Source organism: Xenorhabdus yunnanensis (genome assembly GCF_028598805.1).
In the GTDB taxonomy this organism is placed as follows: Bacteria; Pseudomonadota; Gammaproteobacteria; order Enterobacterales; family Enterobacteriaceae; genus Xenorhabdus; species Xenorhabdus yunnanensis.
Genome location: NZ_JAQRFI010000040.1, coordinates 18,248 through 43,136, shown reverse-complemented (window position 1 = coordinate 43,136; position 24,889 = coordinate 18,248). Strand labels below are relative to the sequence as shown.

Annotated in this window: 9 protein-coding genes; 4 read left to right on the top strand and 5 right to left on the bottom strand. The window is 43.7% G+C overall.

Going from position 1 to position 24,889, the window contains the following annotated elements; genetic code table 11:
* Positions 1-267: 267 nt before the first annotated feature.
* The 3 genes from PSI23_RS15350 to PSI23_RS15340 all read right to left on the bottom strand — a co-directional run bounded on the left by PSI23_RS15350 (position 268) and on the right by PSI23_RS15340 (position 15,915).
* Positions 268-11,886, bottom strand: a complete 11,619-nt coding sequence (locus tag PSI23_RS15350; protein WP_273555903.1) for a non-ribosomal peptide synthetase — start codon at positions 11,884-11,886, stop codon at positions 268-270.
* A 1,017-nt stretch (positions 11,887-12,903) separates the two neighbouring features.
* Positions 12,904-14,577 (bottom strand): condensation domain-containing protein, encoded by a 1,674-nt coding sequence (locus PSI23_RS15345; protein WP_273555902.1) that lies wholly within the window; start codon positions 14,575-14,577, stop codon positions 12,904-12,906.
* 504 nt (positions 14,578-15,081) lie between these two features.
* Positions 15,082-15,915 (bottom strand): MurR/RpiR family transcriptional regulator, encoded by an 834-nt coding sequence (locus PSI23_RS15340; protein ID WP_273555905.1) that lies wholly within the window; start codon positions 15,913-15,915, stop codon positions 15,082-15,084.
* 284 nt (positions 15,916-16,199) lie between these two features.
* On the opposite strand from PSI23_RS15340, the gene PSI23_RS15335 reads away from it, so the two are divergent.
* Both PSI23_RS15335 and iolD read left to right on the top strand, forming a co-directional pair.
* Positions 16,200-17,711, top strand: coding sequence for a CoA-acylating methylmalonate-semialdehyde dehydrogenase (locus tag PSI23_RS15335; RefSeq protein ID WP_273555901.1), 1,512 nt, complete (start codon positions 16,200-16,202; stop codon positions 17,709-17,711).
* A gap of 7 nt (positions 17,712-17,718) precedes the next feature.
* A complete protein-coding gene (gene iolD / locus PSI23_RS15330) occupies positions 17,719-19,668 on the top strand; it encodes a 3D-(3,5/4)-trihydroxycyclohexane-1,2-dione acylhydrolase (decyclizing) (RefSeq protein ID WP_273555900.1) in 1,950 nt (649 codons plus the stop codon).
* Positions 19,669-19,802: 134 nt separating this feature from the next.
* Here the strand turns inward: iolD and PSI23_RS15325 are convergent, their stop codons facing one another.
* Positions 19,803-20,306, bottom strand: coding sequence for a peptidoglycan DD-metalloendopeptidase family protein (locus PSI23_RS15325; RefSeq protein WP_273555899.1), 504 nt, complete (start codon positions 20,304-20,306; stop codon positions 19,803-19,805).
* Positions 20,307-20,529: 223 nt separating this feature from the next.
* Complete coding sequence (locus PSI23_RS15320; protein WP_273555898.1) at positions 20,530-21,531, bottom strand: serine hydrolase domain-containing protein; 1,002 nt, start codon at positions 21,529-21,531, stop codon at positions 20,530-20,532.
* Between the two features lie 400 nt (positions 21,532-21,931).
* On the opposite strand from PSI23_RS15320, the gene iolG reads away from it, so the two are divergent.
* Both iolG and PSI23_RS15310 read left to right on the top strand, forming a co-directional pair.
* Entirely contained in the window at positions 21,932-22,918 is a 987-nt protein-coding gene (gene iolG, locus PSI23_RS15315) for an inositol 2-dehydrogenase (protein WP_273555897.1), read from the top strand.
* Positions 22,919-23,206: 288 nt separating this feature from the next.
* The gene (locus PSI23_RS15310; protein WP_273555896.1) at positions 23,207-24,886 is read left to right on the top strand and encodes a solute:sodium symporter family transporter; all 1,680 of its coding nucleotides are present in this window, start codon (positions 23,207-23,209) and stop codon (positions 24,884-24,886) included.
* The last annotated feature ends 3 nt before the right edge of the window (positions 24,887-24,889 follow it).

The following is a 24,889-nucleotide window of genomic DNA, read 5'->3' as shown; positions in this document are numbered from 1 at the left end:
ATCGCCCTCGTAAAACACGAGATTACAAAACACCGAATGAGTTATTTAAAGGAGTACCCACTCATTTACTTCGTTCATTACGGTGTTGCGCTTAATATGTGAATCCAAGTGATATAAATAGGTTTCAAATTGCAGCCAACAAAGCCACAACTTGAAAAGATGAAGGATATATATTTCCTAATCTGATTAGGAAATAATCAGGCGAAATTAATAGGACTCTCACCCTAAAAATTACGCCTTTTTTACCAAAAGATTACTAAAATCGACTTAATCAGCCAGTTCTAACGTTCCCTCAATACTCTCAATAATCTGTGACTTCTGCTCGATAATATTGTGGTGATCGCAAAGCAGTGGAATAACAGACAGATGCTGGCAAGCTTGCCCGATATGGTTGTCACTGGCGTACATTACCTCTGCTGCCGATGTCATTCCGTGTTTATTTAATTGGGAATGAAATTTCGGCAGTCGGGTGGCTTTGAACAGGGTGACCTGGCTATGTTGCAAGCGTTGGGAAAGGTCACTCTGGCAAATGCCATCATCCGCAGGGCCGGCTTCCAGTGCCCGTGCTGCGGCATCACCTTCAAGCCCCAACTCATGCAGTAACGTTTTCCGCCAGCTTGGGTGCATGGAACTTAAGCTGACCCGATAGAAACTGTCCAGCAGATAGAGATGGATATCAGTAACCCCTCTGGCTTCCAGTTGGGCGGCAATTTCCAGCGCAATCAGCCCTCCCATTGACCAACCCAAAATATGCACAGGGCCTTGTGTCAATGGCTGATAGTGTTCCATTTGCTCCAGATAGAAGCGGGCAATGTCATGCAATGACGTGATTAACGGTCGGTGGTACAGGTTGTAATTATCGACTCCCAGACAATGCAGTTGCCCTTCTAGTGTTTTAGCTATATCCAGATAAACTTCACACCCCGCCATTGCTGGATGGATCATCCACAATGTTTCCTGAGCTGTTTTCTTGTTCAACGGCTGTATCAATTGATATTCCAGACTGTCCAGAATGCCACGGATATTGCGTTGCCTGAACAATTCCATTACAGGGATCGGCTGTCCCAGTAAGGCGGACATCTGTTGGCAGACAGGGATTGCCAGAATAGATGTGCCTCCACATTCAAAAAAGTCATCGCTCACGCCAATATGATCCACCCCTAGTTTCTGCTGCCAGAGCTGGCAAAGTTGCTGCTCTTGTTTGGTTTGTGGTGCTTGATAGTGAAGCTGTTTTGGCGCGAAGTGATGGAGTGCCGACAGTTGCTTACGGTCGATCTTGCCACTGGCATTCAGCGGTAATTCCGGCATCTGTACCAATACAGCCGGCACCATATACGGCGGTAGTGTTTGGGCAAGACGTTGGCGCAAGCCGGTTTCATCAAGCGACACGTCACTGATGTAATACGCAGCCAGACTATCAGATGAACCACTCACTTTGACCAATGCACATTGGCGGATCTCCTCCACTTCCATCAGTGTATTTTCAATCTCTCCCAGCTCGACCCGATAACCATTGATTTTAACTTGACTATCTATCCGGCCTAAGAATTCGATATTGCCATCTGGCAGCCAGCGGCCTAAATCGCCTGTGCGATACAGGCGCTCACCACTTATCGGGTGTCGGATGAAGCGTTCTTCTGTGCGGATCGGATCTTGATAGTAACCTATCGCCAATCCGACTCCACTGATATACATTTCACCAATGGCTTGGGCCGGTACAGGTTCCAGATCATTATCCAAGATCAGGAAGGCCTGATTGGTTAATGCTTTGCCATAAGGAATGCTCTGGTTATAGCTGGCACTTTGTGGTACTTCGAATAAAATCGACCAGACTGAGGCTTCGGTAACACCGCCGCCGCTGAATATACGGCAGTTAGGAAGCCAATTACGGCAACGCTGTACATGGTTAACAGGTATCCAATCACCGGATAACAACACTCTGTCCATGACAACTAATGTTTCTACTTTTTGTAATACTTCTACTTCCTGCAATGCTTCTACTTCCTGCAATAGAAGCTCGAACAACGCGGGAGCCGCATTCCAGATAGTGACGTTGTGTTCACGGATCAGGGACAATAAGGCGTCAGGTTGGTATCGTTGCTCCTCAGTAGGAATAACCAGTCTCCCTCCCACACCCAAAACGCCGAAGATGTCATAAACTGACAGATCAAAGCATAGGGCATTGAGCGCCAGCAAAGTATCTCCCCGCACAACGTTGAGTTTGCGGTTGATGTCTATCAAGGTGTTATTCGCGGTGTCATGCCGGATAGCAACGCCTTTCGGTGTTCCTGTCGATCCAGAAGTGAAAATCACATAAGCCAGACTGTCACACTGAATAGGAACAGGAAGTGACATGGGCGCAGGTGCTGGCAGGAGCAATGCATATCCATCAGGAGCAATTTGGATTATTTCACAGGTGTCTGTTGTCCATGATTTGGTGCTGATCATCAACTGGGCTCCAGTTTGTTCAATGATCTTCTGGCAACGCGAATGAGGCCAGGATACATCCATCGGCACATAAGCCCGTCCCGCCAGTAGAATTGCCAGAACAGTAATGATTTGCGCCCGGCCTTTGCTGACCTGAACCGCAATCAGCTCAGATTGGTTGTGAGGATGTTGATGAATTTGCGCCGCCAATCTTTGTGCAGACTGGAGCAATTGTGCGTAGCTGCATTGACCGATGGCATCAATCAACGCGATATCATTCGGGTGGCACTCAGCCCAATCGAGGATTCCCTGATACAGCGGATGGCGGTAGAGCGCTGGATCCTGCGTTTCCATTGGCGGTTTCAGTAATGCGATTCGCTCTTTCGGTGAGTACAGGCTGATGTTTTTCACCAATTGCTCAGGATGCGCCACCATCTGCATCAATATATTCTGTAAATGTTTGATCATCCCGTCAATGGTGTCTGGTGCAAACAACGCGGTGGCATAGTTAATATTGCCGGACAGTGCCTCATCACCGTCTTCAAAATAGAAGCCGAGGTCAAATTTGGCAACATCGTACAAATCCACCAGACTTTGCATAACGAAGGGGGCATTGGCATCAAGAACGTTCGCTTTTTGTTCCAGAGAGAAAGAGACTTGGAACAGCGGATGGTGCGATAAATCACGTTTCAAGTTCAGTGACTCAACCAGTTTCTCGAAAGGCATATCCTGATGCTGCTGGCTGGCGATGGTGTTACCGAATACCTGCCGGATTTGCTCCGTCACACTCCAATCTGTCGCGATTTGATTACGCAGTACCAACATATTGACGAACATGCCAATCAGGGGTTCTAACTGTGGATGTGAGCGATTGGCAATCGGGTTGCCGACAATAATATCATGCTGACCGCAGTATCTGACCAACAGGAAGTTAACACCAGTCAACAACACCGCATGCAGGGTGACACCCAATTGGCGTGCCAATTGTCGCAGTTGATGACTCAAGTGTGGCGCGATGGAAAACGTAACCGTGTGCCCACGGTGGTCAAAAATGTTGGGGCGTGGGTAGTCACAGGGTAGTTCCAATTGAGGGCAGTGCTGCAACTGTTGTAGCCAGAACTGTTTTAACGGTTCTAGTTTATCGCCGGACAGCGATTGCTGCTGCCAAGCGGCATAATCCATATATTGAATGGACAGCGGTGCTAATGCTGGTGGACGTTGGTTCAATTCTGCGATGTAAAACTCGGCCAATTCCCTCAGCAATACATTCAGTGACCAGCCGTCAAAGCTGATGTGGTGAATGTTAATCAGACAGAAATAGGAGATGTTCCCACCGGCTTCAATCCTTTGCAGTAGTTTGGCCCTAATGGGATACTCGTGGCGCAAATCAAAGGCCCGGAAAATCTCCTGATGCAAGAAATCGGACCATGCATCGGCCTGCAATTCAGCACGGGGAACCTGCAACGCTTCATCATGAGCTTGCAGGAAAAAAGCCTCTTTATCATCTTGCCCACAATCACCTTGCCCACAATTATCTTGCCCACAATCACCTTGCACTAAATCATCCTGCACTAAATCACCTTGGACAAAAGTACAGCGCAATACCTGATGACGGCGGACGACGGCTTGCAGGCTACGGATAAAACTCTCTATTTGAGTATCAGCCCGCAGACTGAATAAGAGTGGGATATGATAGACATGACTGTCCTGCATCAGCGTTTCAACGAACCAGAGCCGCATTTGTGAAAAAGACAGGACGCTGCGTTGCAAACCTGCTTTTGATATTTCGTCAAGCTGTTCAATGTGGCTTGAGTGACTTGACAGGAAAGAGCACAGTGATCTGATGGTAGGGTGTCGATTCAATGCGGCTAAAGGTATCTGACGTTGTAATGCCTGACTGAGACGGTTACTCAGCTGAATCGCCATGATGGAATTGCCACCCAGTTGGAAAAAGTTATCGTCTATACCGATCCGCTCAGATGGCAGTAATTCTGCCCAGATATCGCAGCATTGCTGTTGTAAAGGTGTTTCTGCGGGGGAATATCCCTGCTGTAAATCAGTAAAGGTCGGTGCAGGGAACTTGCGGCGATCCAGTTTGCCATTGATGGTCATCGGAATGAGAGGCAACGGAATCAAGGCACTGGGTTGCATATAGTTGGGCAACTTTTGTGCCAGAGATTTACGGATTTCTGCGGTGTCTGCGCCACTGACTGATGTGTAGTAACAAACGATTCGGGGGGACTCTTTGCCATGAATGATGGCGACCGCCTGATCGACACCAGATACAGTAGCGAGTACACTTTCAATTTCCCCAAGCTCAATCCGATGTCCGCGAATTTTCACCTGACTGTCGTTACGGCCAAGGTATTCCAATGAACCTTCATCCATCCAGCGAACAACATCGCCAGTGCGATATAAGCGTGAATGATCTGTGTGTTGCTGGTAAGGATTGGCAATGAATTTTTCTTGACTCAATGCGGATTGATTCAGATAACCGCGCGACAATCCTATGCCCGACAGGAACAATTCACCCGGTACGCCGACAGGCTGTGGTTGCAGATTGGCATCCAGCACATAGACGCCATCCTTAGCCAACGGCTTGCCAATATTGGTAGCACCATTGTAACGATAGGGGTTAGTGGTGGAACAAACACTGGCTTCGGTTGGGCCGTAACAGTTAAACACATTGCGCCCCTGATCAGCATAGTGATCCAGCACATCCTGAGACACCGCTTCGCCGCCGACTAACAGCCATTGCAGACTATCCGGCAATGTTGGTTTGAGTTTGAGTAAAGGGGGTGGCAGCATCGCGTAATTCACTTGCCTCTTTTGCAACATCGTTTGCAGTTCCTGCAAGTCATAACGCTGTGTGTCAGATGCCACAACCAGAGTGTGACCGCCGACAAATGCCGGGAAGCTCTCCATCAAGTGGGCGTCAAATACAAGGGAAGAAAATTGCAGGAAGCGAAGGCCCGGTTGCGCCGATCCCAATCCTGTTCTGGATAGCAGACTGCGCGCCATGCTCGCAGGGCCACGGTGCTCTATCAGTGTTCCCTTCGGTTTACCGGTTGTGCCAGAGGTGTAAATCACATAGGCCAACTGATCTGGCTCAACCTGCGGTAGAAACGACGTTATATCGTCAATGGTTTCTGTATCCGCCAATTCGCTCAGGTAAAGCTGTTGCAGGTTAGGGTGTTCAAATAAGGATGCCAAATCCGGCTCAGTCAGTACTAATCGCATTTTGCTGTCTTGTAAGATGTAATCCAGCCGTTCTGTCGGTGATTTGGGGTCCATCGGTACATATGCCGCACCAGCTTTTAGAATGGTCAATAAGGCGATAATCATATCAATGCTGCGCTTGCAGCACAGGCCAATCAGTTCACCGGAAGCCAGTTCACGCTGGAAACGCTGGCGGTATACAGCACGAAGCTGAACCGCATAACGTGATGAAATATCATCCAACTCTTGATAGCTCAATGTCCGTTGGTCATCCATTAATGCGGAGTGATGAGGTGTCAGTCGTGCTTGTCTTTCCAGTAAACCATGCAGGGTACTGGGTTCCCATGTTTCTGATTCTGGTGCAGCAAAAGCCCACTCTTCTAAGAGTTGTCTGCGCTTGTCGTCACTTAGTGCCGATAATCGTTGGTGCGAATAGTGGAGATGAGAAGGCAGGCGGGCCAGCAATATGCTTAACATTTCCAAAATAGCATTGGCCCGTTCTGCATTCAGGCAACTGGGTTTGTAAGCCAGAGAAAGCTTCAGGCCTTGTTCTACATCACCTTCTGCAATCAGGTTTAGCGGGTAGTCAGTCTCGCCCTTGGCAGTCCTTACACTGGCCTGCATGGTATCCAATTCTGTTGTGGGATAGTTTTCATAAACAAAGAGTGTCTGGAACAGTTTTTCACCGCTGAATGGCAATTCTGCCAGAGGCTGATAATTGTAGGCATCCAAATCAATCATGCGCTGATGAAGGGTACGAAGCTGTTGCAGGCAAGTCAGTTGTGGCTCCCAATCCATCGCCAGGGGTAATGTATTGATAAATAGACCGACGCTATTTTCTATTCCTGCGACAGGGTGATTTCGGCCAGACAAGGTAATGCCAATGATGGTTTGAGTTTGTTGGCTAAACAGGTGCAGTAATTTGTGCCAAGAGAACTGCAACATGACATTGAGTGTCAGGCCATGATTGCGGGCGGTTTCCTGCAAAGAGAGGGCAACAGCATGGGGTAATGTGTGATGCGCTGTAGCTTGGGCTTCTGACGTGCCAGTATCAGGGGCATTCAACAACAGGGAAATATCGGTACTCTCCCAATGCTGGGTAGCGAGTTGCTGCCAGTGATTCCGGCACTCTTCCGCTTGACTGGCGTAATAACGCTGCGTAGCCAGATAGGCTGTATCGATGTGGATATCTGGAGCCTGACCCGCTTGCAGTTGCTGGTAAGTATGGTGAACGTATTCCAGCAAGATCTGATTACTCCAGCCATCAATAATAATATGGTGACTGGTATGAATCAGGCTGTACCGGTCTGCTGCCAGTTTAACCAGACAAACGCGCATCAGCTCCGGTTGACGCAGGTCGAAAGGCTGACTGTTTTGTTGTTGGCTAAGCTCAACCAATGCTTGTTCTGGTGTGGTGTGAGCACTCAGATCATGGTATTGCCAGGATAGTTCAGCATGCTGGAACACAATTTGCTGAGGCTGATCCTGCCAGTCAAACCCTGTGCGCAAGATAGGATACTTTTGTTGTGCACATAGCCAAGCCTTGCGGTAATGGCGGGGTTCGATAGGTTTTGTGTAATCCAGGATAAACTGAAAGTGGTAGGTTGAATTATTATGTGGATGGCTCAGGTGATGATGGATGAACCCCTGTTGCAGACTGTTGGCCGCATAGACCCAAACAGGCTCCAACCCTGTCGGCAGCCGCGCCAGTAAAGCCGGATCAATCCCATGATCCGTTTCTTTCAGGATGGTATCGGAAGAAGAGGTTACATTATCGATTAATTGCATCAACTCAGTCTGGAAGTGGTGATCCAAATGCACAAGCTGTGTCTGGCTCAGCAAACCATCCCAGCGATAATGCAGCGCTTGACCGATAAACCAGACATTAAGGGTAAGCAAATCAGTATCACCATTATTACTTGGATGAATTGTCTGACCAGCCATTTCAGCCGTGATTTGCCAATCACTTTCATTTGTCTGTAACTGTCCCAGATAATTGAACACAACCGCCGGATAAGGCAAGGATAATCCGCTGCGCAGAGTACCGTATGAAATACCTGAATCCGGTACGTTGGCGAGGGTAGCCTGGACTTGTGGCAAAGAAATCTCTTTTTCACCATTTGTTTTTCCACTACCAGCAGAAAAATGCAGGGGATACAACGCAGTAAACCAGCCAACAGTGCGGCCAACATCCAACTGTACGGATGGGAGTTGGCGACCATGTCCTTCCAGCAGCAGCGTGTGGTTTGATATCCCGCTGACATGGCCCAGAGTATGCAGCAGCGCAGTCAGTAATACCTCATTGGGGCTATGTTTGACGAAATTGTGTTTATCGGAACTGTGTTTATCAGAATCGAGTTTGTCGATGCCACTTGTTACATTCAGCAGACGGGTACTGGCTGAGGATGGCAAAGTTTGCCACAGGTATTGTCGCGTCTCGCAGGTATCCAGCAGCAGCCTATAGTCATATTGCGATACACATTGTTGTTGCCAGAATGCACGTTGAGACTCAAAGTGAGGAATTTGTTCCGTCAGGGCAGTTTGCCATTGCCGATAGCTGGCTGTCTTAGGGCCAAGCACTTCATTATGATCGAAGGCTTTACTATGATCGAGAACTTCACCATGATCGAGAACTTCATCATGATCGAGAACTTCACTATGATAAAGCTGTTTCAAATCATCCAGCAGAATACGCCATGAGACTGCATCAACAATCAGGTGATGCAGGGCACAATAAATACGTGCTGAACCATCTGGATAGCCATCAATATAAGCAAAACGCCATAGTGGGCCATTGGCGGTATCGAAATCACTTTGCCAGGAATCCAGACGATGATTGAACTCGCTCTCGCTCAATTGATCATAATGGCAAATTTCTAATGCTGTTGGTGTCACCTGTGTAATATCCAGATAACTTTGGCGTTCAACAGAGAGAAAGCGAGTCCGTAGCATATCGTGTCGTTCTGCCAATGCCTGAATCGAGGTTTCTAATTTCTGTGGCAGCAAAGGCGGAACCCGAATCAAGAAAGCCTGATTCCAATGGTTAGATTGGGTGAATTCCTGTTCAAAGAACCAATGTTGAATAGGATGCAGAGGAAAATCCCCCAGTAATATTCCCTGTTCGGCAGGCTGTATCTGAGTTTCGGTTGTCTCTGCCAACTGTGTTGCCAGTTTGGCAATGGTACGGCATTGATGTAATAGCTTGGTGCTGCATGGCAACTGCTGGCGGCGCATTTCTGAAATTAGGCGGATGACGGAAATAGAGTCCCCTCCCAGATGGAAAAAGTCATCATCAATGCCAACTTCATCCTGCCCCAGAATATGCTGCCAGATAGTTTGTAGCTTGTGCTCCAGTTCCGTGTTTGCAGCACGATAAAAGTGATGGCTCTGTTTAAAATCGGGTTCTGGTAACGCCGCTGTATCCAACTTGCCATTGATAGTCATTGGCAGAATTTCCAACTGCACGAATGCAGAGGGCATCATATAATCCGGTAGGGAAAGCTGTAATGTGCGACGGAGATTATCTTCGCTCAGAGTAATGTCTGATACGTAGTAGATCACGATTTGTGAGTGATTCTGCTGCCCACGCACTTGCACAGTACATTGACTCAGCCCCGATGCCGCAATAAATGCCTGTTCGATTTCAGTCAACTCAACCCGATGACCGCGGATTTTTACCTGAAAATCCTTGCGTCCCAGATATTCCAGTTCTCCACTCGGCAACCAACGCGCCTGGTCCCCTGTGTGGTAGAGTCGTTGATCGTCGTCGTGCTGGGTAAAAGGATTGGCGATGAAGGCTTTTGCCGTTAACTCAGGTTGTCCCAGATATTCTCTGGCTAACACTGTGCCGGAAAGGTACAGTTCGCCACCCACTCCCATCGGTACTAATTGCAACTGCTCATCCAACACATAGGCATGAACACCCAGAAGCAGTTGCCCAATATTACGCTCGTTACCTCCACACTCTTGATAATGGTGCATGGCAACACACACACTGGCTTCAGTCGGCCCATAAGCATTGAACACCCGCCGACCCTGCATTGCATAGTGATCCAAAATGGCTTGTGGAGTTGATTCGCCGCCGACCAGAATGGTTTGTAACTTCACAGGCAATTCTGGTTTTGTTTTCAGTAGAGTCGGTGGAAAAATAGCGCCTTCAACCTGATATTGTTCGATTAATTTTATCAATAGGTCGAGATCATGACGCTCTTCTTCTGAAGCAATGACCAAAGTATGACCAAAACATAAGGTGATGAACGTTTCGAACACATGAGCATCAAATGCCACGGAAGCGAACTGCAACCAACATTGGGGCATTCCAATATCTTCATTGAGAACAGCATATTGACCATTAAGCATAGTCAAAACACCGCGATGTTCTAACAAGGTTCCTTTTGGACGGCCTGTTGTTCCAGAAGTATAAATGCAATAGGCCAACGAACGTGATCCTGCGGCAGATTCAGGAGCACAGTCTGGTTGGTTTCGATAATTATCCTTGGGATTATCTAATGACAGCAGAGCCAAATCCTGCCCGTAGTCGCTCAATCTGGTCTGATGCGCCAGTTGCGTAATTGCCAGCCGAGATTGACTGTCTGCCAGAATATAGGCCAATCGTTGGGACGGTATTTGTGGATCAAGAGGCAGATAGGCCGCGCCTGCCTTCATTATCGCCAGCATGGCGATCACCATATCAACCCCACGGTTCAGGCAAATAGGCAGTAAGGTATCAGGGGACAATGATTGTCCTGTTGCCTGTTGATAGCGTTCTTGTATCAGGTGGGCTAATTGGTTGCTGCGTTGTTCCAGTTCCGCATAACTCAATTGTTGTTGATTATCAATCAAGGCAATGCGTTGCGGATATCGCTTCGCCTGCTGTTGAAAACTTTCATAAAGAGTTTTGGCGTGGATATCTATCTGTTTTCCTTGATTCCCGAATTCCAATAATGCTCTGCTTTGATTAGGGGGCAGAAAAGGAAATTGTTGAAGTGGTGTTTCAGGATTCGTCAGGGCATTCACCAACAATTGCTGGAACTGTTCTCCCAATACTGCGATTTGGGTTGGGTGAAAGCGGTCGGGCAGATAGCGAATGCGAAAAGACCATTGATCATCTTGTTGTTGATATTCCAGCACTAATTCTGAATTAGCCAGATCATTGTTGAAACGGTGATTGTAATGAACTTCACAGCCCTCCAGCTCCAGACAAATATCTTTGAGATGGGCTTGAGATAGCGTCACATTCAACTGACAAACAGGGGTAGAACGGAGAACTTGAAAAATCGGCCAGGATGAGAAACGCAGGCCAGGAGCTGCTTTCAGCGATGAAGTATAATTTAGTGTTTGCTGATAGAGCGAAGCAAAACTGGCGGTGTCATCCAGCCGGAGGGGGAAGATGGCGGTATTTATTTGCGCGCCCAGTGAGAGAGATTCACTGCCTGTCAGCGCAAGGGGATAACTGATATGCGCTTTCTTATCAGGGGAATATTGCGCAATCAATGCTGCCCACAATGTTTTGAATATAAGGAAGGGGATGCCGTGCCGCAGAGATTGCTTGAGATGTTGCCACTCACTCAAGGGCAGGTTGAAACGAAATTCTCCGGTCAACTCCTGCTTATCGTCTGTTTTTGCTGATGATTTTGTTTTTACTGATAAATAGGGCAAGGAGTTGCTGGCATTCATGCCATCCAGACAGGTTTTCCAGAATTGTTCAGGATGATGTCCCTCCAATATTTCTACTTGTCTGTGATATTGTGCGAACTTTTCTGCAATTTGCTCTTGCATTAGCGGGGAATGACGCAGTGGTCGTTGATTATAGAGATCGGATATGGCGTGATAAAACTCTTCTGTGCTCTCACCATCCACCACGATATGGTGCAATGCCATAACCAGTTGAAATTGCTGTGTTGCCTGCTGAAATAATCCGAACCGGATTAGTGGCCCTTGTTTTAAATCAAATGGCAATAAGGTGAATTTTCGAATATTTTCTTCGCTATCAAAAATTATCAGAGGATTTTCGTAATTAGGGCAGGGCTTCCAATATAATTCACCATTTTCTTCCTCCAGCCGAGATTTCAATAGAGGATATTGATTCACCAATTCCTGTAAAGACTGACTTAATCTATTTGTATCCAAATCTCCATGAATGGTTTGGTCAACAACCATATTGTACTTAAATGAATCAGGATCGAGAGTCCATTCATTCCAAAACAAATAGGTAAATGGAGAGGCCAAAATGTTATCCATACGAATACTTCCTTCGAATCTAGGGTTAAATAAAAATGTGCTTCTCTGAGCAAAAATCAGGCGAGCGTTTTTTGAATCAATCCTGGTGACACATTGGAAAAGGAATGCCTTAACTAGCCTTTATGCCTAAATTGACTGGCTAGCGAATATTGTTATTTATTGTTGTTATCGATATTTTTAATTGAGTAATTATTCTGTTTTTGAAACATATGCATCCCATTCTTATCTGGGAATAAGCCTCTTTTTCTCTTTATTTTTTATATGGGTTTTCTATATTTCGGCTGTGTCTACTTCAATATTTTTGGAGTTTCCTTGGCATAGAGATATCTTGGCATCGTGATATATATCTTTAAATTTTGCCTGAATTGCAGGCAGCTATTGAACTCATAAAGAAGTGATTGTTTCTGCTAGCAATATTTGGTTCAAATTAAAATGATATTTATCAATGTTTAGGGCTTTAATTCTACGAAGTGCTTTAATTTCACGATTTTGATTATCCTACGTTGCGGAGTGAATGCTGGAAAAGAGAAATAAAAATTAGTTACCAATGATTATTTTAATTGGTAGTTATTATTCTCTGTAAAACAGTTTGTCTTTAAAAGATACTTTCACACTAAAATTAAATAAATATCATTTTAAATAATACGAGAATCATAAAATATTTAAATATATAGATATATTTATAATATATATTGATAATAAAAAATTTATGAGATTATATTTAAATGTAAATATCACATTGGTTTACGAAATTAAAGGGGATTTAAAATAATACTGAGACTAAACACCTTGCCTGCATTACTAACCCGAATTTACCTATCAATATTCCAGCGCTGTTGTTGATAATTGTGCCAAATACAACATTGCAGATTCGGAATCCATTCATTAGCAGGATGGTATTCAAATGATTGAGGGCATAAGTAAGATACAGTCATAACTTAGCGTGAAGAAAGAATCTGGCGTGATCAGTATGTCTGTAAATATCACGATCACGCCTTTGCTTCACAGGGTGTTAGCTTAACTTGCTTCTTTCAGTGAATCGCAGCCCTTTGCACCCAGATATTCCAGCTCTCCATTTGGTAGCCAACATACTTTCTCGCCAGTACGGTAGAGCCACTTAGCATTGGTATGTTGAACAAACGGATTGGCAACCAAGGCTGATTTTTCTAAACAGTTATTGTCCAGTTCTGGCCCTGAGAGATACAGTTCACCACTTAACCCCATTGGCACTAACTGTAATCGTTCATTCAGCACATAAGCCTGAACATTTGATATTTCAGCATCAACGGATTTTGATTGCCCGATTGCCTGTTGATAATGTGTGCGTATCAAATCAGCTGTTAGACTGTTGTGTCGTTTTGCTTCTGTGTCGCTTAGTTGTTGTGGATTACCATATTCCAGTACTGTCTGTGTCTGCTCAGGAGTTAGTAAAGGAAGCTGTGATATCGGGGTTTCGGGATTGGTCAGGGCATTCACTAGCAATTGCTGGAATTGTTCACCCAACGCTCTGATTTGTTTTGCATGGAAAAGATTGGGATGATAGCGGATGCGAAAAGCCCAATGATCCTTTTCCGGATGATATTCCAATATCCATTCTGTAACGGCTAAATCATTATTGAAACGATGACCGTAATTAACTTCACAACCATCTAATTCCAGGCTGATGTCTTTAAAACTAGCCTGATTGATACCGACGTTGAGCTGATTTACGACATTGAGAGGCACCGACTGAAATATAGGTAAATTTGAAAAACGCAGATCAGGCTGTGCTTTCAATGATGCGCTATAGTTCAATGTAGCTTGATAGAGAGAGTTAAAACTGTCTGTATCATGCAAACGCAGAGGAAAAACGACCGCATTGATTTGGGCTCCAAGCGAAAGAGATGTTCCTTCAGGGACGGCTATGGGATAGATGAGATGAACTTTACCGGATGGAATATATTGGGCTACCAATGTTGCCCACAACGTCTTAAACACCAGGAATGGCTTATAGGGATTTAAAGATTGTGTGAGATTCTTCCAATCTTCTAATGGCAAGTTGAAACGAAATTCATTAGGTAATTCAGGCTCACCTATCGCTTGTTGAGGCAGATAGGGCAATGGATTACTGGTAGTTACATCCGACAGGCATTTTTTCCAGTATTCTTCCGGATTATATTTACTCAATAATTTTAATAGTTGGTGATCTCGTTCAAATTTCTCTGACACTTGTTGCAAGGTCATTGGGGAATGACGCAGAGGACGTTGGTTGTACAGATCAGATATATTGTGAAAAAATTCATCTAAACCCTGCGCATCACCGGTGATGTGGTGCAGTACTATGAATAATTGATATTGTTGATCTGCTTCTTTGAGTAAACCAAATCGAATCAATGGCCCTTTTATGAGGTCAAATGGCCGTAAGGCAAATTGATTCAATTGTTCTTCATCATTAGAAAGGTACGTAAATTCAACGATATATGGTTCATCTGAATCAGAAGTCCAATATAACTCATTATTTTTTTCTTCAATTCGATATTTGAAAAAAGGATAAAGATTAATAAATTCTTGTAGAGCCCATTTTAATTTACCTTCATCCAAATTTCCTTTAATACTCTGTTCTATAACGATATTAAATGTAGATGAGTGAGGTTCAATAACCCATGATTTCCAAAAGAACTGAATAAATGGAGAAGCGAGAATCTTATCCATATGAATACTCCGCTATGATTCTAAATTATATTTAATACAGCTTGATCTATGCTTTTTAAGCATGCTCAGACTGTATTTTTGCTAGGTGGAAAACGGTTATTTAAATCAATTACAACAATGAAATTTATTGGATGAATAATCACTATTGTAAGAAGTAACTTATTGACATTAAATGTCATTTTTGTATGGTGTTTTAGATTTCAATAGTCTGATTATTTTGTTGGGCAGAGGAATGGTTTTTTCTGTTAATACATTGATTATAATAATTCTTTTCATTGATAAAGTTGTGTCATTATTAAACTATTCATTTGAATGACTATACCGATAGATTGGAAGCAATTAAATATTATTTTAAATTAGTCAACATTTATAAAATATTAAGAACTAGAATTTTAATGGCAGTTATTTAATCTCTTAGGGTCTAATTCCCCACCGCTTGCGGCGGGGTTCTTCATTATTTTTGATCGCGTGCTACATTTATTTCGGGTTTTTAAAGATAAGTTTTTATTTTGCATCTCCCTGCCGATACGCCAGTGCTACCGTCAATGATTGCGCCAAACACAAGGTTGCAGATTGAGAGCGGAATGCATCAACCTGTGCTTCCTTCACTACAAAGCAAACATCACTGAAACTGGCGAGTGGGCTAATTTGGCTATCAGTAATCACAATTTGCTTCGCACCTGCTTGTGCGGCTCTTTCACTGATCATCACCGTTTCTTCGGCATACGGTGTAAAACTGATAGATACCACGATATCTTTAGGGCCAATCATATTCATTTGCTCCCGGAACATACCACCTAAACCATCGATTAGCAGGGGGCGGCATTCCAGATGACTGAGGGCATAGGCTAGATATGATGCAACACTGAAAGAACGGCGCAGGCCGATAATATAAATAGTGTGAGCATTCGCCAGTAAACTTACTGCTTTATTTAAATCTTCTGCGGGGGTACGGGCTGCGAGTTGCTGCATGGCCTGAGCATTGGAATGGGCAAATTCCTGCAAAATATATTGAGGCTCTTCCGGTATTTGATGATCGCTATCCAGTTCTTTGAACAGCCGCGCCCGATCGGTATAACTGGCTGTTTCTTCCACCAAATTCATGCGAAACAGTTGTTTCATTTCATTGAATCCACTGAAATTAAAGGCATTGGCAAAGCGGATCAATGTAGAAGGTGGAACATTGGCCTCTTTTGCAATAACGGCAACAGTATCAAATGCGACACTATTGGTATTATCTAGTACATATCTTGCAACTTGTTGTAATCGCTTACTTAATTCACCGTAACGGGATCGTACTTGTTCTTGAAGTTCATTCAGATTAGCCGCAGCAGACATCATGCCCCCATAAAGAAATTGTAATGAAATGGATAATTTATTCATTCTCAGGTCATTATGCTTGATGCAGGTGAAGATGCTCGCAAGTTGCCACTGTGTAATGAATGTAATTGCATAAAAATAGCGTGTTGATCACATTAATTAAAGATCATTCCAAATTTAATTGAAAGTGAAATGTATATTTCATATATCTGTATCACCATGATTCACGCTTGTAATTCAATCGTAACTTGCTAGTTCAATCGTAATTAGTTCAATCACAATTGTATTTAGAGAGGCTCAGAATGGAACAGATTAAAAATTTTATTGGCGGGCAACTTGTTGATAGTCAAAGTGATCGTATTTCACTCATTTTCAATCCAGCCACAGGGCAGGAAATTCGACAGGTTGCCTTGAGCACAGTTCATGAGACTGAGCAGGCCATTGAATCTGCCCATCTGGCCTTTAAAGAATGGTCAAAAACCTCTCCATTGAAACGTGCCCGGATCTTGTTCAAATTCAAATCATTACTTGAAGAAAACCGGGACAGGTTGGCAAGGCTGATTTCTGAGGAGCATGGAAAAATCTATTCCGATGCTGTGGGGGAATTGACGCGTGGCCTTGAAGTGGTCGAGTTTGCCTGTGGGATCCCTCATCTGCAAAAAGGGGAACACTCTGCCAATGTAGGGATGGGAGTTGATAGCCATTCTCTGATGCAACCATTGGGTGTCTGTGCCGGCATCACACCATTTAACTTTCCTGCGATGGTGCCAATGTGGATGTTTCCCATTGCATTGGCGACGGGAAATACCTTTGTCCTGAAACCATCTGAAAAAGATCCATCTCTTTCGATTGAACTGGCGAAATTATTGCAGCAAGCCGGTTTGCCGGATGGCGTGTTCAATGTTGTGCAAGGGGATAAAGAGGTGGTTGATGTGCTGCTGACCGATCCTCGCATTCAGGCGGTGAGTTTTGTCGGCTCAACCCCGATTGCGGAATATGTCTATGCCACAGCATCAGTGCATGGCAAACGTTGTCAGGCATTGGGTGGCGCGAAGAACCACAGTGTCTTGATGCCGGACGCGGATATGGATATGGCCGCGAATGCCATCATGGGTGCGGCTTTTGGTGCAGCAGGAGAACGCTGTATGGCATTATCCGTTGTACTGGCTGTTGGGGATGAAATTGCAGACAAATTAGTAGAAAAGCTCCAACGTCAAATCGGCCATATGTCTGTTGGTATCGGTATTACCGAAGGAAAAGAAAACGATATGGGGCCAGTAATTTCCCCGCAGCATAAGGCAAAAATCTGTGACTATATTCGTAGTGGCGTAGAGCAGGGCGCAAAATTGTTGGTGGATGGGCGAGGATATCAGGTAGAAGGTTATGAAAATGGTTATTTTGTGGGGCCGACACTGTTTGATTATGTCACGCCAGACATGAAAATTTATAAAGAAGAGATCTTCGGTCCTGTTCTTGCTGTCGTCCGCGTACCTGACTATGACACTGCACTGAAATTAGTTAATCACCATGAATATGGCAACGGGGCGGCAATTTTTACCCGCGATGGCGAAACGGCCCGCCAATTTAGTGAAGACGTGCAAGCTGGTATGGTTGGGGTAAATATTCCCATTCCAGTACCAATGGCATTTCATAGTTTCGGTGGCTGGAAGCGTTCTATTTTTGGGTCATTGAATGTACATGGAAATGATGGTGTACGCTTTTATACCCGCATGAAAACCGTCACCAGCCGTTGGCCTGCCAGCGTGCGTTTGGAACATCATGATAGCCATTTTGTGATGCCAACGATGGAGTAGCTATTTCATGAAAAACAGATCAACAAATACGAAGAAAATGACGATGGCTCAGGCCTTGGTCAAATTTCTTAACCAGCAATATCTTAATGTTGATGGGGAAGAATATCCTTTTATTCGGGGTGTCTTCACGATATTTGGTCACGGTAATGTGCTGGGATTAGGGCAGGCATTGGAGCAGGAACCGGGACACCTTCGCGTTTATCAAGGCTGTAATGAACAGGGAATGGCGCATATTGCAACGGGGTTTGCCAAACAGAAAAAACGTCAGCAGATTTTTGCCGTAACCTCTTCTGTTGGCCCCGGTGCGGCCAATATGGTAACTGCTGCTGCAACTGCAACGGCGAACCGTATTCCATTGCTGTTATTGCCGGGAGATACCTTTGCTTGTCGCCAGCCTGATCCGGTTTTGCAGCAAGTTGAACAATATGGTGATGGCACCATCAGTACTAATGATTGTTTCCGGCCAATATCCCGTTATTGGGATCGTATTTCCCGGCCAGAGCAATTAATGATAGCCATGATCCAAGCCATGCGAGTATTGACTGATCCGGCAGATACTGGCGCTGTCACAATTTGTCTTCCGCAAGATGTTCAGGGTGAAGTATGGGATTATCCGGCTCACTTCTTCCAAAAACGAGTTCACCGGATTGAACGTCGTCCCGCTTCTCTGGTGCGGGTTCAAGAGGCAATCGCACTGATTCATCGCAAGAAAAAACCGTTGTTGATTTGTGGTGGCGGAGTACGTTACTCCGAAGCTCATGTGAATTTTCGTCACTTTGCTGAAACATTCAATATCCCGTTTGCTGAAACTCAGGCGGGAAAAAGTGCAGTTGTGGCTGCCCATCCGCTGAATTGTGGTGGAATTGGCACGACAGGTTGTTTGGCGGCGAATCAGCTTGCCAAGGAAGCCGATTTGATTATTGGTGTTGGCACACGTTTTACCGATTTTACGACGGCCTCAAAATCCCTGTTCCAACACCCGGAAGTCGAGTTCCTTACCATCAATGTAGCGGAATTTGATGCCTGTAAACTGGATGCCGTAGGTGTGCTGGCGGATGCCCGAGAAGGGCTGAATGCCATTGCACAGGAACTGTCAAAAACAACATGGTGTTCAGAGTGGCAGCAAGAAATTGCACAGGTGAAAGCCGCTTGGCAGCAGGAATTAGAACGCTTGTTTTCCATTCAGTATCAGGCCGGATTCAAGCCGGAAATTACAGGGCATCTGGACGATAAACTGGAAGAATACAGTGAAACACTGCAAACCCATCTGACCCAAACCCGCGTGCTTGGCTTGATGGATCAGTATCTGGAACCCAACGCCATCATTGTAGGGGCTGCGGGGTCTCTGCCGGGAGATTTACAGCGACTTTGGCAACCTAAAGTGCCTGATACTTATCACCTTGAGTATGGCTATTCCTGTATGGGATATGAAATTGCCGCATCTCTGGGGGCAAAACTTGCTTGTCCAGAACAACCCGTTTACGCAATGGTTGGTGATGGTTCATATCTGATGTTGAACAGCGAATTACAAACAGCTATTCAGGAAAACATTAAGATCACCGTGCTGTTATTTGATAATGCAGGATTCGGCTGCATTAATAACTTGCAGATGAGCCAAGGTATGGGAAGTTTTGCCACAGAAAATCGTTATCGCAATCAGCAAAGCGGCAAATTGGACGGTGCTTTGATACCCGTAAATTTTGCCAAGAATGCGGAAAGTTACGGTTGCAAAAGCTATCGGGTGCATAATGAGCAACAACTAATAGCAGCTTTGCAGGATGCACAGAAGCAGCCATGTGCAACGTTGATCGATATAAAAGTACTGCCCAAAACGATGACCCATGATTATGAGTCATGGTGGAGAACAGGAACCGCACAGCTTGCTGATAATCCTAAAATTACTGCATCAGCGGAAAAAATCAGGGCATACTTGGAGAAAAAAGTACGTCAGTATTAACCAGTACTGGGTATCTATTGAATCAGGGCCGTGCTCAAAAACCTCACGTATTGTATTACAATGTACGCTTCGGTTTCTGCACGCAGCCTATTTAAAAAACGGCTCAAATTGGTCGTTTTTGATCATGGTATGATTTATTTTGGGGGTAACAATTTTCGTGGATCAACAGAATTTCCATTTTTCCTTATTTCAAAATGCAAGTGTGCTGAAGAAGCCCCTTCTCCCATGGTTGCTATCTTATTCCCGCGTAAAACAGTATCTCCTTCATTGACCAATACAGTGTTATTGTTCGCATAGGCACTCAGGAAAGTATCACTGTGTTTAATCACAATCAGGTTTTTGTAGCCCCTGAGAGTATCTCCGGCATAGACTACACGACCATTTTCGGCAGCTAAAATATCTTGACCACGTTCGCCGAATATATTGATTCCCGGCTCATTTTCATTAAGCTCTATTTTTGTGCCTGACGTCGGCCATATCCATTGGTTCACTTCAATAGCTTGATCATATATATCGGATTTTTTCTCTTCTGCTCTATTTTGTACCCTATCATGCGTACATGCACTGATTAGCGCAGAAATAAAAACCAGAAAAGCTATTTTTTTACAATTTATTAATACATTAAAAACATTTTTCATTTTAATTTCCTTTTCATAAATTTATAGAACACATTGTTTACTCTGTCCATATTATTGTAAATCTACGACAGCAGATTATTTTTAATATTCCCAGAGGGTTTAATTGCGTTAATAATCCTTACGTAATATGTGTATATTTTGTATAAAAATACATCTAATATGATAGCTGATTGTCATGCCAAGCAGGGTAAAATCAATAAAATGCTATGTCAATAAAATAATGCTATAATTTCTCTATTAGCTTAGGGAGTATATTTTCCTCCAACAATAAAAATAAACTGTTCCATATATCAACTTTATTATATCCGCCGCTGAAAATAACAATGGTAGACTCTATCTCAGGAATAATTAATAACATTTGCCCACCATTTCCAAATGCAGCATACCAATCATATTTATGACTATTTATAGGAGAGGTATATTTATCAATATACCAAAGATAACCATAATATTCTGTCCCTGTAAAAAATCGGGGTTTAAGGGATTCTTTTATCCATGTGGTATGGACGATATTATTCCCTGCCCATTTGCCTTCATTTAATATCAATTGACCTATTTTTAATAAATCTCTTGCGGTTAGGCGTAATCCAGAAGCCGCAGATGCGACCCCATCTATTCCTTTATGCCAATGAAAATGCTTAATACCTAATTTTTTAAACAATACTTCATTGGCAAATTCAGGCAAAGGGTAATCCGTGTATTTTTCTATTATGCGCCCTAAAATAGCCGTGCTTCCTGCTGAGTAACACCATGTTTTACCAGCTTTATCTATCACTTTTTTGGAAAAAATATATTTATACCTATTTTTTCCCAATTCCATACCTATTTCATCATTTCTGATCTCATCATAAGAGCAATCTTCACTCCATTCTATGCCCATTGTCATAGTAAGCGCATGTTTTATATTGATATGATCAAAACTATCGTTCTTACGATATTCGGAAAAGTGTTCGATTATAGTGCTTTCTAAATGGGGAACATTCTTATACTCCAAGGCCAGCCCATATAAAATAGATACAATACTTTTGGTCACTGATCTTATGTCATGTAAGGTATCTTGATTGAAATTTATCTTACCAATATCTTTTCCCCATAATTCGTCATGACCTGAGAAATATCCCTCTGCTAATAATGTTCCTCTCTGGCTGACCAGTAACGCATGTACATGTTCAAAAACTTTGTCATTTGAAGACAAACTTATTTTATTTATTAGGAAATTTTTCATACATAGCCTTAAAAGATATTTTTATGGAAATCTAGCTTTTTAAATTTATTAAAAAATCATATTTACGAAAAAAAACGATAATTTACTCAATATGACAGAGATGAGAAATAATTAACGACGATAACAATTCATTCTTACTTGTGATTTTCTGGTGACATCAAGCTTGATGATGAGCAGATTGTCGCTGGTTATACCAGTCCTCACTTCTAGCCTTCTGTGATGAATCTGGCTGTGCTCATAAATCATGAAGGAAAGTGGCGGTAAGTTGCCCTCAGATGAAAGTTATATGAGCCAGCTCTAAAAAATAAAATTTTCAAATAAAACAAAATTGAAATAAATATTTTATTTGGTATGTTTTTACCCACACCAAAAGCAGATACTGAGGTATCAAGGAGCATTCATGTTCAATATTGCATTATTTGGCGCTGGGCGAATTGGGCAGGTTCATGCTGTGAACATTGCCAACCATAAAGAAAGTCATCTTTATTCTGTGATAGATCCACATCCGGCAAGTGCTGAAGCATTGGCATATCAATATCAGACCAAAATACAGACCACCGAAGAAGCGATGTCAGATCCTGATGTTCATGGTGTCTTGATTGCATCAGCAACGGATACTCATGCCGATCTGATCGAATTGGCTGCTGGACACAATAAAATGATTTTCTGCGAGAAACCGGTTCATCTTGAACTTGAACGGGTTCATCAGTGCCTTGCAACGGTAAAAGCGTGTCAGGTTCCTCTGTTTATCGGGTTTAATCGCCGTTACGATCCGCAATTTCGTCGGCTGAAAAACCTGCTTGATGCTGGTATGGTTGGCAAAGCAGAATCCCTGCTCATTACCTCCCGTGATCCTTCCCCTCCACCCGCAGATTATGTCCGTGTATCTGGGGGCATGTTTCGGGACATGACCATTCATGACTTTGATATAGCGCGTTTTATCATTGGTGAAGAACCCTGTGCTATTTATGCTCAGGGCAGCAATCTTGTTGATCCAGCCATTGGTCTGGCTGGCGACATTGATACTGCATTTATTGTTATGAAATTCCCATCGGGGGCAATGGCGATCATCACTAACAGCCGTCGTTCTGGTTACGGTTATGATCAACGCTTAGAACTGCATGGCGAAAAAGGTCTTCTGACAGCCGGAAATATTAAAGAAAACAGTGTGGAGTTTTGGGGAAAAGATGGCTGTACTGCAGCCAAGCCAGAGCATTTCTTCTTGCAACGTTATCGTGACGCATACATCGCGGAATGGAGCCATTTTGTTGATGTTATGGCTGGCAGGGTAAATCCAGAAACCAGCGGCATTGATGGGGAACGGGCTTTATACCTCGCAGACAAGGCGCTTGAATCCCTGCAATCCGGTAAAGAAATAAAACTATAACGATAAAATTCAATAATAACCATTAATGGAACATTTATTTCATAAAAAACAACATGTCTGTTCCAGCATCCATAACAACTATAACTGTGGCAGACTGTTTCTATGCCTAATAAATGTCGAAGTATGGTGTGACGGTAAGGGAGCGGATTCTCAGGAGTATCGTTATTTACACAAAATAAGAACAGGAAGATTGTTTTCAATAAGTTGTTTCTAATAGCTTGTTTATAGGAACTATCTTTCCTGTCTGCTCCTTGCTGTTGAAAACGGTTAATCAGGGTGGAGGGATATATGGCATCTTTTCTTTCTTTTATTGGTTTTACCTTGCTGGTAGCGGGGTTTGCTTATTATAAAACGCGAAACAAACATTTAAGTGATTCTACCGAAGGCTATTTTCTTGGTGGGCGTTCCCTGACCGGAATATATATTGGCAGCTCCATGTTACTAATGAATCTGTCTACAGAACATTTGGTTGGCTTAAATGGGTTGGCGTTTAAAACCGGATTTATTGTTATGGCTTGGGAAGTGATTGCAGCTTTATCTATTGTCTTATTTGCCATTTACTTCTTGCCAAAATATCTGAAATTAGGCATTTCAACTATTCCAGAATATCTTGAACGCCGGTTTGACAAAAACACCTTACTGATTACATCGATTCTATTTTTGGCGATGTATGTGATCTCATTATTACCTATTGTCCTGTATACAGGAGCGATTGCTCTGGAAAGCCTGTTTCAGGTTACCCAAGTTTTTCAGATTGATAAAACCACCGCGCTCTGGATGATGATTTGGGGAATGGGAGGGCTTGGGGCGGTTTACGCAATCTTTGGTGGGATCAAAGCGATTGCGGTTGCCGATACCATTAATGGTGTTGGCTTGATTGTGGGCGGTCTGATGGTAACTGTGTTTGCCCTATTGTATGTAGGGGATGGCAGTGCATGGAAAGGTTTAACTGATGTCTATCAGGCTCATCCAGAGAAATTCAATTCTATTGGCAGTGAAGACTCACTTGTGCCATTTTCGACCCTGTTTACGGGGCTGATTGTCTCCAACATGTTCTTTTGGTGTACCAATCAATCCATTGTACAAAAAGCATTGGGGGCCAAGAATCTGGCGGAAGGGCAAAAAGGAGTAATGCTGTGCGCCTTATTTAAGCTCATCATTCCTTCCATTATTATTTTACCGGGGATAATTGCATTCCATATTTTCAGTGGTCAAATAGATAATTCAGATAATGCTTACCCTGCCTTAGTGCAATTGGTATTGCCCAAAGCTTTGGTTGGTTTCTTTGCAGCGGTTGTTGTTGGAGCCGTATTCTCGACATTCAGTGGTGGCCTGAATTCTTCCGTAACATTATTTACCGTCAATATCTACAAGCCACGGATCAACCCAAATGCCACTGAAGCGCAGACTGTGGCTGTAGGTAAATACTTGGGGATCGGGCTCGCACTGGCAACAATGATTATTGCCCCACTTGTCGCCAATGCGCCTGATGGTTTGTTCTATCTTATCCAGCAGCTACAGGGCATTTTCAACGCCCCGATCCTCAGTGTGGTTCTGGTTGGGTTGATGACAAAACGTGTTCCCCCGATCGCAGCAAAATTGGGGCTGTTGTTCGGTATGTCGGCTTACATCATTTGCAACTTTATCCTGAACATCAATATTCACTTCTTCCACTTGGTTGGCGTTCTGTTTGTCCTGAATATCATCTTCATGTTGACGATTGGTTATTTCTTCCCTGCCGAATCTTATCAAGAAGTGTATACAGAACAGGTGGATATTGCTCCTTGGTCGATGGTGAAACCGATGGGATGGCTCATTATATTAGCTGCTATCTCCATGTATGTTTTCCTTGCTGAGAACGTGCCAGCTTATGTGATGGCTCTTTACTATGCATTTGTAGCCAGCATTCTGAGTTATGTCTTCTACCAGATAATTAAATTCTGGTGTTTAACAGAATCAAAGAGTTAACGA